This is a genomic window from Phytoactinopolyspora endophytica (genome assembly GCF_004138495.1).
Classification (GTDB): domain Bacteria; phylum Actinomycetota; class Actinomycetes; order Jiangellales; family Jiangellaceae; genus Phytoactinopolyspora; species Phytoactinopolyspora endophytica.
In genome coordinates, this window is record NZ_ML142864.1 from 57,370 (window position 1) to 71,393 (window position 14,024).

Genomic DNA, 14,024 nt, shown 5'->3' on the forward strand with positions numbered 1-14,024 from the left:
CACGTCACTGAGTAGATCCGTTGTGACCTGGGGCGCCAGCTGGGCATGCGCGGCTGCCACGTCACCTGCGAACGGTGCGAGCACATGGTCGTCGATCGGGTACGGGCGGGCCGCGAACGAGTCGACGTCGGGCCAGCCATGGTGGAAGATGAGCGACGCGCCGTGGTCGATCGCCCACAGCTCGCCGTGCCATAGCAGCAGGTTCGGGTTGCGCCAGCTGCGATCGACGTTCACGGTCAGTGCATCGAGCCACAGCACCGGTGCGGCCGCCTCCGGCTTGGGGCGGCGTCCTCGTCCGTCGTACCCGAGAGCGCGTGGCAGGAAGTCGACGCCCAGGTTCAGCCCTGAGCTCGCCAGCAACAGCTGCTGGACGTCCGGATCGGGCTCGCGCCGGCCGATCGCGTCGTCGAGATCGACCAGCACCAGGTCGGGCACGCGGATACCGAGCCGTCGGGCCAGCTCGCCTACGACGATCTCCGCCACCAGGGCGAGGGCTCCTTGTCCGGCGCCGGTGAACTTCACCACATAGGTGCCGAGGTCATCGGTCTCGATGAGCCCGGGCAACGAACCACCTTCGCGTAGTGGCTGCACATACCGGACAGCCCGGACGACAGGTAGTGTGGTGTCCGCTGAAGCAGTCTCCGTCACGGGACAAGACGCTACGGCAACAAATGGTGCGGGAGCCCCACTGGGAACGACTCATCGTCGGCCATAGGCTGGTGACGTCGGCCCAACGAGGGTCACGACGGTCCGACATCCGACGACAAACGAGGTCTGCGGTGCCATCCGGCAAGGTCAAGTGGTATGACACGGAGAAGGGCTTCGGCTTCCTCTCCAAGGACGAAGGCGGCGATGTCTTCGTGCACTCCTCAGTTCTGCCCAGCGGAGTCAGCGCGCTGAAGCCTGGGCAACGGGTCGAGTTCGGTGTGGCGGAAGGCAAGCGTGGTGAGCAGGCGCTTTCCGTGCGGGTTCTGGATCCGCCTCCCTCGGTGTCGGCCGCGGTCCGAAAGAAGCCGGACGAAATGGTCACGATCGTCGAAGACCTCATCAAGTTGCTGGATGGTCTGTCCAACAGCTATCGCCGCGGACGTCACCCCGACCAGAAGGCCGCCCGCAAGGTCGCCACGGTGCTTCGAGGTGTCGCCGACGATCTCGAGCTCTGACGGCCTGAGCTTCGCCTCTCAGTCCTCGCTGGGTTGCTGTGGGGGCGCGGGAGCCGGCGGCGGATAGGGCGGGCTCGGATGGTTCTGTACGGGGTTTGGTTTCATCTTCAGCGCCCAGGCCAGCGCGGCGACCATGACCGCGGCGGTGACACCCATGCCCAGAGCTGGGATCAGCGGTAGCACGATCCCGACGCCGCCACCGAGCACCCACGACAGCTGAAGCGACGTCTCCGAACGGGCGAACGCGTTGGATCGCACGCGTTCGGGGACCTCTCGCTGAATGATGGCGTCAAGCGACAGCCTGCCCAGTTGCTGCCCGAAACCGCCCATGAGTCCGGAAGCCACGATCGTGATCAGGCTCCACCACACGGCGGTCGCCGCGGCGACGATGGCAGCCATGGCGGCAAGAGCGATAATGGTCGCGTCCGGGCTGCGCGACTTCACCAGCGCTCCGAAGGACGTGCCGACGGCACTCCCGATCCAGGCCGCAGCCGCGACGATGCCAAGGAGGAGGAAGCCGGAGAGGCCGCTCACCGGCTCCTCCAGGAGCATGAAGGCGAAGAACATCGTCATGAAACCCGAGAAGAAGCGCAGGCCGGTGTTGCCGCGCAAGGCCCGTATGACGGCGCCTCCGACACGGAAGCGTTGGCCGGCCTTCTTCTGCTGTAGCTGCTGTTCCCGCGCCCGCCGAGCCTCCGAGTCCACCTGTTTCGACAGCAATACGGCAAAAGCCGTGGTACCCGCGTAGGCGAGGAATGCGGCTCTCAAAGGCCAGTCGTCGCCTATCTGAGCCAATGCGAGGCCGATCGGTGCACCCAACGCCGTGCCGAACGTAGCCGCCAACTGCAGCCGGGAGTTCGCCCTGACCAGGGTGACGCCTTCCGGAAGCAGCCTCGGTACTGCTGCCGCCCGGGACACCGCGTAGGCCTTCTGTCCGACAAGAATGCCCAAGGCCGCCGGGTAGAGCCAGAAACCCTCGTCCATCACCGCATCGGCCGCCACCCAGGCCATGAAGGCACGCGCGGCGGCGGTCAGACCGATGGCCCAGCGCCGTCCGTGAGCGAACCGGTCGAGGAACGGGCCGATGAGGGGTGCGACGACGGCGAACGGCGCCATCGTCAGCGCCAGGTATAGGGCAAGGTTCCCGCGAGCATCATCGGCATCCGGAACTGAGAAGAACAGGGTCCCCGCCAGCGCGACCATCACCAGCGCATCCGCGAACGCGCTGAAGGCGTTGAGCTCGATCAGCCGGGACAGTCCCGTCTGGCCCGCGCCTTCGGACTCGGCCGCGCGATGGAGGCGCCCTGCGCTCGCTCGGGTCACCCGTGCCGTACCGGTCGCTGCCTTCTTCGCAGCCCGGGCCGAGACGCCGGCGACGCGCCGCGTGCGCGACCCGGTCGAGTCCACCTGGCTAGGGCGGTCGAGAGCGGGCCGCTGACCGTGCTCGACGCCGGGTGGCGGCGGCACGGGGCCGGGCTGCCGGCGACTCTCATGGTCGTCGGAGGGCCCGTGAGGCGGGCGTGGAACATCGGACACGAAGCCATCCAATCGCATCTGGCGTGAGCACGGTTAACGGTTACGGCGCATGTCTGAAATAATTGTCCCTTGTGAGCCGAACCGCTAGTCGTCCCCGAGTCCCGAAACCCGACGCCGTCCTCATCGATGCCGCCGATGTGGCGCGCGAATGCGCCCTCGAGTCGGGCGGCGAGGATGCCGTCGGTGAGCATCTCGGCCACGAGCCCGAAGGTGAACGGGTGACCACCCATTACTTCGCGTGCACGCTGCCCGGATACGTCGGCTGGCGGTGGGCCGTCACGCTGACCCGTGCCTCCCGATCGAAGCAGGTGACCGTCAACGAGTGCGTGCTGCTGCCCGGCGCGGAATCCGTGCTGGCGCCGCGGTGGGTGCCGTGGGAGGACCGAGTCTCGCCGGATGACCTTGGCCCCGGTGACCTCTTGCCGGTCGCGGACGACGATCCGCGGCTCGCACCCGGCTACACGTCCAGCTCGGATCAGCATGTGCACGAGGTGGTGGAGGAGCTCGGCCTGGGGCGGGAATGGGTACTTTCCCGCGAGGGGCGCGACGACGCGGCGCAGCGCTGGTACGAGGGCGACTCCGGCCCGCACACGGACACGGCCAAGGCGGCACCCGGACGGTGCGGCACATGCGGTTTCGCGGTCGCTCTGGGCAGCTCGCTCGGCCAGGTCTTCAGCGTGTGCACGAACGAGCGCACGCCCTTCGACGGGAAGGTCGTCAGCCACGACCACGGGTGCGGCGGACACAGCGACGTCCGGCTGCCCAGCCCGTCGAGCGAAGCTCCGGATCACGTCATCGACACGCTTTCTTACGAGCTGATCCCCTTGGAGTCCTAAGCCCGGCAAGAGGCGCCGTCGTACTCCTGAACACCTTCCTCGCCGAGGCCGGCTTCCCGCCCGTTATGTCGCGTTGCGGGCGGCGATGAAGTCGTCCAGCCAATACGGGAAATCGAGTAGGTCCGCGAAGACGACGTCGGCACCTGCTTCGCGGAGCGCCACGGCATCATGTCCACCCGTGGTCACGCCGACCGCGCACGCGCCAGCTGACCGGGCGCCGACCATATCGCCAGGGTGGTCACCGACGTGGGCCACGGCACCGTACTGGCGCAACGCTTCTCCTTTCGTCTCGGCGAAGCGTTCCCCGACCACGTCATGGACGTCCAACCCGACGTGGTCGAGCACCAAGCGCACGGCGGACGCGATCTTGGCGCTGATGACGACGGCGCGCCCACCACTGCGGGTGATGGCGTCTATGGCCTCGGGCGCTCCGGGCAGCAGCTTGGACGCCGGCACGCCAAGGCTCGGGTACACCTCCCGATAGACCTCGATAGCCCGAGGGACCGACTCGGCCGGAACGAAATGTGCCATCGTCTCTGGCAGCGGGAGGCCGATCAGGGGCCGCAGCTCTTCCGGATCGAGGTGGACGCCCACCTGGTGCGTGGCTTCGACGAACGAGGCTGTGATGCCGTCGGCCGAGTCGACGAGGGTGAGATCCAGGTCGAATCCGACGACGAAGTTCATATGATCACTCTACGTGGCCGATGTGACACGTCTGTTGCCCCACCCGGCATACCGGACGATGTCTCCTTCCTCCCAAGCGCAGCGAAGGGGGCCCGTCAGACGGTCGCGACGGGCCGACCTGAGAAGCCTGGAAACGTGCCGACATGCCGTGACTAGCCGTTCCAACAGCAAGTTGTCCCGTGAAGTCAAGATCGTTCTGGTGATCCTCGCGGAGGGTCAGCGAAAGTGAAGCAGATGCCTTGCCCCAGGTCATCAAGGGTTTATGCGAGTGAGGTGTTCGGTGGGGGGTCACGAAACGTGACTCGATCACCACGTTCCGCGACATCGGCGGGAACACCTGTCATGTGTGCTCTCACACCTTGACATGCCGTGGTGTTATCGGCCGTTCGGGCCATTGCTTTTTCCAGTCGAAGTGATGATCATGGAAGCATGACCTCTCGATTTGCCGGTGAGAGCGGCATGAGCAATTCCAGACCTGTGACACTTGAACGACGCAAGCCCGGGCAGACTCTGATACCGAAGATCACTCCGGAGCTACTGGCCGCTGATGAACGGGCAAGGCGTGAACTGGCCGAGCGCACCGGTGAGGTGCTCGATCGTCTCCGACAGTTGTAGCCTGCTACGTCCCTCCCTCAGTTGAGGGCCGTGCACATCTCGTGGCGCCGCCGAGGGCTTCAGCAGGTTGGCTCGCGGATGTCATGTTTTCGCCGCATCCCCTAGTGTAGATCTGATGACCAGGACGAAGTCGGGTCCGCGGAGCCTGGCTGACGATCTGCGGGCACGCACTGACGAAGAGCTGGCGGAGCTTCTGCGTATCCGCCCGGACTTGGTCGTCCCCGTCCCGGTCGACATCGCGCAGCTCGCGTCTCGGGCGGCGACCCGGGCATCGGCGATCCGTGCTCTCGACCGGCTCGACCGTTTCACCTTGAGCGTCGTCGATGCTCTGGTGATGCTGCCGGACCCGACCAGTCCGAAGGCAGTCCGCGAACTGCTCGACGCGCCGAAGGGAGCGGTGAACGCGGCGCTGTCGACGCTTCGTGAGCGTGCGCTCACCTGGGGTAGCCCGCAGACTATCCACCTTGTGCGGGTCGTGGCCGAGATCATCGGACCGCACCCTGCCGGGCTGGGGCCGCCGGCGCATCAGCTGTTCCTTGGCTTGCCGCCCGCCCGGTTGGCAACCATCGTCGCAGATCTTGGGCTTGCGGTCTCCGGCGACCACGCGACCAACGCGGAGACAGCGGCAGCCCACCTCGGGTCGAACGAGACTTTGGAACCATTACTCGAAGATGTCGGCGCGGATGCGCTCTCCGCGCTCCAGGCGCTCGCCGAGGGTCCGCCGACCGGACGGGTCGAGGATGCGCGACGCGAGGTCGACCGCGAGGGGGCACGGACACCGATCGACCGCCTGCTAGCCACCGGGTTGCTGGTGCCGGTCGATCACACATCCGTTGTCCTGCCCAGAGAGGTAGGGCTGCACCTGCGCGGTGGCGTCCTCAACGCGTCGGCGGGTGTCACATCAATGGAGCCGGCCACCACGGCACGGGATCCGGGCATGGTCGATCGTGCCGCGGCTGCGAGCGCGTTCGACGTGGTCACGAAGGTGGAGACGCTCCTTGATACCTGGTCCCTGCAGCCCCCTCCCGTGCTGCGCGCGGGCGGGCTGGCGGTCCGCGACTTCCGCCGTCTTCCGGGCCTCCTCGACACGGATGAGCCGGGCGCGGCGCTCATCGCCGAGCTCGCCTACATCTCCGGCCTGGTGGCCCTCAGCAGCGGAGACGATGAGACCTGGACACCCACTCCGGAGTACGACGCGTGGCTGCGAGAGAGCGTTGCGGACCGGTGGATAGTCCTCGCGCGTGCATGGATCGAGACCAGCCGGACCGCGGGACTGGTCGGCACCCGCGACGACCGCGACAAATTGGTGCCCCCACTGGGCGGTGAGATCGACCGGCCGCTGACACCCGAGATCCGGCGCATCGTCCTGGACGTCCTCGCGGGTCTACCGCCCGGCACAGCCGTCGATCCGGAGGGGGCGGTCGAAGCGGTCCGCTGGCGGCGGCCGCGACGCGGCGGGCGGCTACGCGACGACGTGGTCCGTTGGACTCTGCGCGAGGCCGAGATCCTGGGTGTGACCGGCAGAGGCGCGCTGGGCGCACAGATGCGCTCACTCCTCGACGACGATCCCGAAGCCGCTCGATCCCTGCTTGCCGATCTCCTGCCGGAGCCATTGGATCATCTCCTACTACAGGCCGATCTGACCGCGGTCGTCCCCGGCCCTCTCCAGTCGGATCTGGCGCGTGAGCTCAACCTCCTGTCCGAGGTGGAGAGCAGGGGCGGCGCCTCCGTCCATCGGTTCACCGAGAACTCCATCCGACGGGCGCTGGACGCAGGGCGGACAGCCGACGACATCCACGGTTTCCTCAGCTCGGTGTCCCGGACACCCGTCCCACAGCCCTTGACCTATCTGGTGGACGACGTCGCGCGGCGGCATGGCCTGCTCCGCGTCGGCGCCGCGTCGTCGTTCATCCGGAGCGACGACCAGGCCGTCCTCACCGAGATCCTGGCCGCTCCGCAGGCGTCGGCGCTGGGGCTGCGGCGGCTGGCCCCCACAGTGCTCATCTCGACGTTGGACGGCGTGACCGTGCTGGAGCGGCTACGGCGGATGGGATTCGCCCCGACGCCGGAGAACGCGGACGGTTCGGTGGTCATCGCGCGTGCCGAGCCCAAGCGGACGTTCGGACGGCCCGTTCCGCGGCCGACACTCGCGGATCGGCCCGTACCCACGGCGGCGGTCCTCAACGCGGCGGTCCGTGCGCTGCGTGCAGGCGACCGGTCGTCTTCCGTGCGACCGGCCGACGTGGTGCCGGGGAACCTGGGCAGGAGCGCGTCGACGCAGACACTGACCGACCTCCGGCGTGCGCTCGAGGACGGGACCACGATCTGGATCGGCTATGTCGATCACCACGGTTCCACCAGCGAGCGAGTGGTCGACCCGGTCAGCCTCGAAGGCGGATGGCTCGCGGCGTTCGACCACCGCAGCAGCGAGATCCGGTCCTTCGCTGTGCACCGCATCAGCGGTGTCGCCACCGTCGACGCGTGACCGGGCCCGATCAGCAGACGTCGTCGATGGACTGGGCGCCATCGGACTCGTCGGTGCGCTCCGGCTCGCCGTTGTCGGAAGGGACGTCCTCGTCCGCGTCCTCCGCATGGACGCCGTCGCCCTCCTCCGTCCCGGCACCGATGTCGGAGCTGTCGGTGTCGTCGTCGGGTAGCGCCGTCGCCTCGCCGTCGGGACGGTCGATGGTGCCGTCGTCGTCCGTGTGGTCGTCCGGGTCGGCGTCGGCTTCGACGTGGTCGCCCGGCTCGGCGAGCGAGTCCTGGACGAACGCACGGATCACGTCGTAGTCGGGGTTGCCGTAGTCGATGATCTCGTCCGTGAACGGCAGACTGCGGATCTCCGCGTCCTGGATGCGCAGCCCCAGCTCGGCGAAGTCCTCGAGCCGCTGCTGTGAGATGTCCGTGGTGAAGTTGTCCCGGACGGCGCGTTCCAAGTGCAGGTAGCGAGTGAGCAGGGTGAACGGATCCACCTGCTCGGCGATGGCGCCGATCATGCAGCGCTGCCGACGCATCCGCTCGTAGTCGTCGTTGATCGGCGGAGGACCGCACCGTGCGCGAGCGAACCATAGGGCTTCGTCCCCGTCGAGCCGCTGCTGGTCGCCATTCTCGATCCAGGCACGCGGTTCCGTGCACGTTCCCCACGACGTGACCTGGGTTCCCATCGGGATGTCGTACGGCACGTCGATCACGACGCCGCCGAGTGCGTCGACGATCGCCTCGAAACCGTCGAGGTTCACCATGACGTGGTAGTCGATCTCCAGGCCGAGCGCTTCCCCGACCGCGAGCTTCATCGCCTCCGCACCGGGATCGTGCTCGCCCTCGAAGAACTCGGGGAATTGGCTTGGGATGTTCTTGTAGATCGAGGACAACCAATACTCCGAGGCGGGCTCGCCGCGGAAACCTTCGGGGTAGGCATCCCTCAGCTCACCCTCGGGGAACGGTGTGCGCTGCAGGTTGCGCGGAAGAGAGAACAGCGCGGTGTCGCCGGTGTCCGTGTCGACACTGGCGACCATGACCGTGTCCGTGCGCACGCCGTCGCGGTTGTCACCGGCGTCCGAGCCCAGGAGCAGCACGTTGATCCTGCCCCGGTCCGCCCACGGATCCGCCTCCGGGGTGTCCGCCTCAATGGTGTTGCCGTCGCGGTCGTACTCGCGCTCGTACTCGCGCTCGTCGGGAAAGACGCTCTGAATGAAATTCCGTTGGGTGAAGGCGTACCGGGAACCGATGCCCATCGGGGCGATCACCGCCGAGGCCACCAAGACCACGAGAAACGCGGCGAGCAATCTCTGGGTGGGGCGCAGCCCGCGGGGTTCGAGTGCGTAGAAGCTGATCACGGTGACGAGCAACCAGACCGCGGCGATGCCGATGAGCCCGTACCCCACCGTGTTGATTCGATCCGGATTCGTGCCGAGCCGTACGAGCCCGACGTCCCCGGCGCGGTACAGGTAGGCACCCATCGCGGCCACACCGACGAGGAACACGCTGAGTATCGACCAGCCGATCCAGCGTCGTCCGGCGGTGATCAGCCCGAGGCCGGGAACCAGCGTGCCCGCGATGGAAAGGCCCAGGAAACGCGGGTAGCTGGTTGTGTTTCCTGGGCCTGTCGATGATGCCTGCCGCCGCTCTGAGCGCGCATGCTCGCTCGACGAGCGGCGGGTGTGATCTTGTCGAGGCATCGCGTGATCATTGTGCCGGACGAGCCGCGGATAGCCCAGCACTTAGTGGGACACGCAACAAAACCGCTGGGGCGAAAGGCGGCGGATTGTGGATTTGGCGGCGGTCGGTAGGACAATGGCGGACGTGAATGACGGACCGCTGATCGTGCAGAGCGACAAGACGCTGCTTCTCGAGGTCGACCACGACCAGGCCGAGGCGTGCCGGCGGGCGATTGCGCCGTTCGCCGAGCTGGAGCGGGCACCGGAACATGTGCACACCTACCGGCTTACCCCCCTCGGGCTCTGGAATGCCCGGGCGGCGGGACACGACGCCGAGCAGGTGGTCGACACGCTGATGACCTACTCGAGGTATCCGGTGCCGCACGCCATGCTGGTCGATGTCGCGGAGACGATGGCCCGCTACGGACGGCTGCGGCTGGAGACACACCCTGTGCACGGGCTCGTGCTGCACAGCTCGGATCGCCCGGTCCTGGAAGAGGTGTTGCGGTCCAAACGGGTGAAACCTCTCGTGGGCAACAGAGTGGACGAGGACACGGTCCTCGTCCACGCGTCCGAGCGCGGCAACCTCAAGCAAGCTCTGGTGAAGCTCGGCTGGCCGGCCGAAGACCTCGCCGGTTACGTCGACGGCGAGGCGCATGCGATCGACCTGGATGAGGACGGGTGGACGCTCCGCCCGTACCAGCGGGAAGCAGCCGAGGGCTTCTGGCACGGCGGGTCCGGCGTCGTCGTTCTTCCCTGCGGCGCCGGCAAGACGCTGGTCGGCGCGGCCGCCATGGCACGCGCGCAGTCCACCACGCTGATCCTCGTGACGAACACGGTCGCGGCCAGGCAATGGCGCGACGAGCTGATCAAGCGCACCAGCTTGACGGAAGACGAGATCGGCGAGTACTCCGGCTCCAAGAAGGAGATCCGTCCGGTCACCATCGCCACTTACCAGGTGATGACGACCCGCCGGAAGGGCGCCTACAGCCACCTGGAGGTGTTCGAGGCGCGCGACTGGGGCTTGGTCGTCTACGACGAGGTGCACCTGCTCCCGGCACCGATCTTCCGGATGACCGCCAATCTCCAGGCTCGCCGCCGCCTCGGTCTCACAGCGACGCTGGTCCGTGAAGACGGACGCGAGGACGACGTCTTCACGTTGATCGGCCCGAAGCGGTACGACGCGCCGTGGAAGGAGATCGAGAATCAGGGGTATATCGCGCCTGCCGACTGCGTCGAGGTACGGGTGACGCTGTCCGAAGGCGAGCGGCTCACCTATGCCACGGCCGAGGCCGACGAGCGTTACCGGCTGGCGTCCAGCACGGAGGTCAAGACCCGGGTGGTAGAGCAGCTGGTGAAGCGGCACGCGGGTGACCCGACGCTCATCATCGGGCAGTACATCGACCAGCTGGACGAGCTGGGGGAGCGCCTCGGTGTGCCGGTGGTGAAGGGCGAGACGCCGGTGCGGGAACGGCAACGGCTGTTCGACGCGTTCCGGACCGGGGAGATCAGCACGCTGGTGGTCAGCAAGGTGGCCAACTTCTCCATCGACCTCCCGGAGGCGAGCATCGCCGTCCAGGTGTCGGGCACGTTCGGTTCCCGGCAGGAGGAGGCACAGCGGCTCGGCCGGATCCTGCGGCCGAAGGCCGACGGGCGGACCGCGCGCTTCTACTCGGTGGTCGCGCGCGACACGATCGACCAGGAGTACGCGCAGCATCGGCAACGCTTCCTTGCTGAGCAGGGCTACTCGTACCACATCGCCGACGCGGAGGACATCCTCTACGGCGAGGGTATTCCGTGATCATGAACAGTAACCGTGCTATTTACCCGGCTACTGTTCATGATCATGAGGCTGTCAGCGGTTCGGGGAGAGGCTCTGCGTGCACGACGGTGAGTGAGGAGACGGCGCGGGTGAGCACCACGTAGAGGCGCCGGAGCCCGTGTGGCTCAGCGGCGACGATGTGCGCGGGCTCTACGACGACGACGTGGTCATACTCCAACCCCTTGGCCAGCGTCGCCGGGACCAGGGTCAGGGGTGCGTCGTCCTCTGATCGTCCGAACGCGATGCCGGCCGCTTCCAGTCCGCTCTCGATGTAGTCGATCATGTCGTCCGCGGCGATCACACCGACTGAACCGACCCGCTGGGAGATGTCGCGGACGGTGGTCGTGAGCGTGTCCAGGAGCTCTCGGCCGGTCCGCGTCGCTGAGACGCCGGGCCGAGTTCCTCCGGCTGAGACGAGGTCGAGCATGCCCGGGTTGGAGCGCACCGGTTCGGGTGGAGCGACACCCGGCGCGACGGACGGCAGCAGCCGGGACGCGAACTCGACCACTGTCGCTGGGACCCGGTACCCCTTCCGGAGCACCTCGAGGTGGGCGTCCTGCTGGCCCAGGTGAGCCAGCGCCTCCGGCCAGGACGGCGTCGCCCACGGCGTCGTCCCCTGCGCGATGTCGCCGAGGACGGTCACCGAGGCGCCGGCCGACCGGCGGCCGACGGCGCGAAGCTGCATCGGTGAGAGATCCTGCGCCTCGTCGAGCACGACGTGCCCGACGCCGCTGATCCTTTCGATCACACTGCGTGCCTCGTCGACGAGGATCGCGTCGGCGTGCGTCCACGGTGCGGATTTAGGCCCGCGGGCGGGCTTGGCCCAGAGCACTAGCTGCTGTTCTTCGGCGTTGAGGATGCCGTCGGCTGCGGCCGCGAGCGCGTCCGGATCGCTCAAAAGGCGCATGATCACCTTGACCGGATCGAGCGCCGGCCACAGGGCATCCACGTATGCCTTCATCGGGCGGGAGCGGGCCACCGCGTTCTGGGTGCGGTCATCGGTGATCTCACCGGCCGCCTCCATCCGGAGCAGGATCCGGTGTGCCAGCCGCTGCGGGAGCAGCGCGCGTCCGGAGGCGTAGCCGTCGCCGCGGCCGCGCAGCACCTCGATCGCGTCCCGGGCCTCGTGGACCGGCACTCGCCAGGTCCGGGTTCCACGGGGAATGAGCAGAGTGTCGGCCGGCTCACCGATGTGCGACCAGATGGTGCGATGAATGACCTCTGCCATTCTGGCATCGCCTTTGAGCTTGGCTGATTCCGGCGCGTCGGTACCACGGACGGGGACACCGTCGACGAGTTCGGCCATCGTCAGCTGGCGTATGTCCACCTCGCCGAGCGTCGGCAACACCTGGCCGATGTAGTGCAAGAACGCCCGGTTGGGTCCGATCACCAGGACGCCGTTGCGGGCGAGCCGATTCCGGTACGTGTGCAGCAGGTAGGCGGCGCGGTGCAGGCCCACCGCCGTCTTCCCGGTGCCCGGCGCTCCCTGCACGCAGACCGAGCGGTCCAGCTCCAGCCGGACGACGTCGTCCTGGTCCGGCTGGATGGTGGCGACGATGTCCCGCATCGGCCCGACGCGTGGCCGCTCGATCTCCTCGGTGAGGATCTCGCTGGTCTTGTCCGGTTCGGTACTGTCCTGCAGGTGCTCATCCTCGTAGGAGGTCAGCTCGCCGTCGGCGAAGCCGAACCTGCGGCGCATGGTGAGCCCGAACGGATCTTTCCGGGTGGCCTGGTAGAACGCCCGTGACACGTCAGCGCGCCAGTCGACGACGACGGGGTCGCCCGCCTGGTCCATCACGTGCCGGCGGCCGACGTAGAACGTCTCGCCATCGTCGGCTGTGCTGCTCAGACGATCGATCCGGCCGAAGAAGAGCGGCAACGAGGGGTCGTCTTCCAGTGCCTTGGCGCGGCGGTGGAGCGACGCTTTGAGGTATTCGGTGGATACGTGGTCACCGCCCTGCGCCTTCAGGGAGAGCGTGTGGTCTCGCATGCGCCGTAGGTCCTCGCGGGCCCGTCGCATGTACTCGCGTTCGGCTGAGAGTGCGTCGTCTGGGGTGCGGGCAGCAGACACCGGAAGCAAACCTCCTGGGGCTCGGCGGAAGAAAGAACGTTTCCGACGGCCCGGGAGCCCGGTCCGGTCGTGAAGAGCACAGAATGCTAAAAGACTCGGAGCCAGCTTGTCAACGTAAGGTCCCGCGGGCGGTCCGTCACGCCGGATCGCCCGGTCCCTCCAGATTCAATGTGGCGCGCCTGAGGGTCGCCTCATGTTCCCCGGCGCGGCGGTTGCCGCCGCGGGCGATGATGTCGCCGATCTCGAACCCCATCGCCTCGGCGAACGCCGCGGAAGGTGGCCAGCTGTCGATGACAGTGGTGGTGACCTGCTTGAACCCCACTTCGCGGGCCTCGGAAAGAAGCACCTGTGCCACGGCTCGCGCGACGCCCGACCGACGATGCGACGGTGCGATCAGGAATGTCCCGATGACGCACGACCTCGGGTCGGGATAGCGCGCCACGACGTCGACCATTCCGACGATGCGCTCCCCGTCGCGGAGGGTGAACAGGTACTTGTCATCGAGGCTCACGCCCTCGGGCACGGCGTAGAACAGACTCTGAACGTCACCGGGGCCGGACGGCCCTCCCGTCGTCGCCTCGAACCAGTCGTCGCATTCGCCGAACAAGGCAAGCAGGCCCGGCTCGTCGTCCGGTTCGATCTGCTCCCGGAGCGTCAGCGGGCCGACCTCGGTCTGCACGGTCCAGATCATGCTTCGACGTTAGCGGAGAAGTGTTCGGGATGGGCCGGGGGTATTGCCATGCCGACCCATCCCGAACGGGTGCGGCCTGGTTCAGGCCGACTTCGTGATCTCGATGCGGCGCGGAGCCGTACCCGCGTACACATCGGCGACCGTGACGGTGAGGACGCCCGCGTCGTACGTGGCGCTCACCTTCTCCGGGTCGGCCGCGACCGGAAGTGCGACGGAGCGCTGGAAGCCGCCGTAGCGGACCTCTCGGACGCGGCGACCGTCGCGCTCTTCGTCGCGCGAGTCCTTGCGCTCCCCGCGGACGAGGAGCCTGCGTCCCTGAACCTCGACGGTCACGTCCTCTTCCGGGTCGATTCCGGGAAGGTCGAACCGTGCAACGAGGTTGTCGCCGTCGCGGTGGACGTCGGCGGCCGGGGCGAAGGCGCCGGTGCCGGCCGGAGCGTTCCAGAACG

At 67.6% G+C, this 14,024-nt stretch carries 12 protein-coding genes; 5 read left to right on the top strand and 7 right to left on the bottom strand.

The window, feature by feature from the left end; translation table 11 throughout:
* On the bottom strand, window positions 1–648 hold a 648-nt coding region (locus ELR45_RS25455), incomplete at its 3' end, for a HipA family kinase (protein ID WP_205857248.1).
* Between the two features lie 131 nt (window positions 649–779).
* Here ELR45_RS25455 and ELR45_RS42350 point away from each other — a divergent pair.
* A complete protein-coding gene (locus ELR45_RS42350) occupies window positions 780–1,163 on the top strand; it encodes a cold shock domain-containing protein (RefSeq protein ID WP_129668849.1) in 384 nt (127 codons plus the stop codon).
* A gap of 18 nt (window positions 1,164–1,181) precedes the next feature.
* Here the strand turns inward: ELR45_RS42350 and ELR45_RS25465 are convergent, their stop codons facing one another.
* Entirely contained in the window at window positions 1,182–2,570 is a 1,389-nt protein-coding gene (locus ELR45_RS25465; RefSeq protein WP_205857249.1) for an MFS transporter, read from the bottom strand.
* Window positions 2,571–2,770: 200 nt separating this feature from the next.
* Between ELR45_RS25465 and ELR45_RS25470 the strand changes: the two genes are divergently transcribed.
* Window positions 2,771–3,535, top strand: coding sequence for a DUF3027 domain-containing protein (locus ELR45_RS25470; protein ID WP_205857250.1), 765 nt, complete (start codon window positions 2,771–2,773; stop codon window positions 3,533–3,535).
* Between the two features lie 63 nt (window positions 3,536–3,598).
* On the opposite strand, the gene ELR45_RS25475 is transcribed toward ELR45_RS25470, so the two are convergent.
* The gene (locus tag ELR45_RS25475; protein WP_129668852.1) at window positions 3,599–4,219 is read right to left on the bottom strand and encodes an HAD family hydrolase; all 621 of its coding nucleotides are present in this window, start codon (window positions 4,217–4,219) and stop codon (window positions 3,599–3,601) included.
* Between the two features lie 429 nt (window positions 4,220–4,648).
* On the opposite strand from ELR45_RS25475, the gene ELR45_RS35810 reads away from it, so the two are divergent.
* Complete coding sequence (locus ELR45_RS35810) at window positions 4,649–4,834, top strand: hypothetical protein (protein WP_165368093.1); 186 nt, start codon at window positions 4,649–4,651, stop codon at window positions 4,832–4,834.
* Between the two features lie 115 nt (window positions 4,835–4,949).
* Entirely contained in the window at window positions 4,950–7,319 is a 2,370-nt protein-coding gene (locus tag ELR45_RS25480) for a helicase C-terminal domain-containing protein (RefSeq protein ID WP_129668853.1), read from the top strand.
* A gap of 10 nt (window positions 7,320–7,329) precedes the next feature.
* On the opposite strand, the gene ELR45_RS25485 is transcribed toward ELR45_RS25480, so the two are convergent.
* Complete coding sequence (locus ELR45_RS25485) at window positions 7,330–9,012, bottom strand: LCP family protein (protein ID WP_129668854.1); 1,683 nt, start codon at window positions 9,010–9,012, stop codon at window positions 7,330–7,332.
* Between the two features lie 115 nt (window positions 9,013–9,127).
* On the opposite strand from ELR45_RS25485, the gene ELR45_RS25490 reads away from it, so the two are divergent.
* Window positions 9,128–10,792 (top strand): DNA repair helicase XPB, encoded by a 1,665-nt coding sequence (locus ELR45_RS25490; RefSeq protein WP_129668855.1) that lies wholly within the window; start codon window positions 9,128–9,130, stop codon window positions 10,790–10,792.
* Between the two features lie 43 nt (window positions 10,793–10,835).
* Here the strand turns inward: ELR45_RS25490 and ELR45_RS25495 are convergent, their stop codons facing one another.
* The 3 genes from ELR45_RS25495 to ELR45_RS25505 all read right to left on the bottom strand — a co-directional run.
* Complete coding sequence (locus ELR45_RS25495; protein ID WP_240760138.1) at window positions 10,836–12,884, bottom strand: HelD family protein; 2,049 nt, start codon at window positions 12,882–12,884, stop codon at window positions 10,836–10,838.
* A gap of 136 nt (window positions 12,885–13,020) precedes the next feature.
* On the bottom strand, window positions 13,021–13,575 hold the full coding sequence (locus ELR45_RS25500; RefSeq protein ID WP_129668856.1) for a GNAT family N-acetyltransferase: 555 nt from the start codon (window positions 13,573–13,575) through the stop codon (window positions 13,021–13,023).
* A gap of 81 nt (window positions 13,576–13,656) precedes the next feature.
* On the bottom strand, window positions 13,657–14,024 hold a 368-nt coding region (locus tag ELR45_RS25505; RefSeq protein WP_165368094.1), incomplete at its 5' end, for an Hsp20/alpha crystallin family protein.

Excerpts from the sequence above, each read along its gene's own strand:
- ELR45_RS25485 (WP_129668854.1), bottom strand. The coding sequence starts at position 9,012 with ATGCCTCGACAAGATCACACCCGCCGCTCGTCGAGCGAGCATGCGCGC.
- ELR45_RS25490 (WP_129668855.1), top strand. The coding sequence starts at position 9,128 with ATGGCGGACGTGAATGACGGACCGCTGATCGTGCAGAGCGACAAGACG.
- ELR45_RS25475 (WP_129668852.1), bottom strand. The coding sequence starts at position 4,219 with ATGAACTTCGTCGTCGGATTCGACCTGGATCTCACCCTCGTCGACTCG.
- ELR45_RS35810 (WP_165368093.1), top strand. The coding sequence starts at position 4,649 with ATGACCTCTCGATTTGCCGGTGAGAGCGGCATGAGCAATTCCAGACCT.
- ELR45_RS25500 (WP_129668856.1), bottom strand. The coding sequence starts at position 13,575 with ATGATCTGGACCGTGCAGACCGAGGTCGGCCCGCTGACGCTCCGGGAG.
- ELR45_RS25480 (WP_129668853.1), top strand. The coding sequence starts at position 4,950 with ATGACCAGGACGAAGTCGGGTCCGCGGAGCCTGGCTGACGATCTGCGG.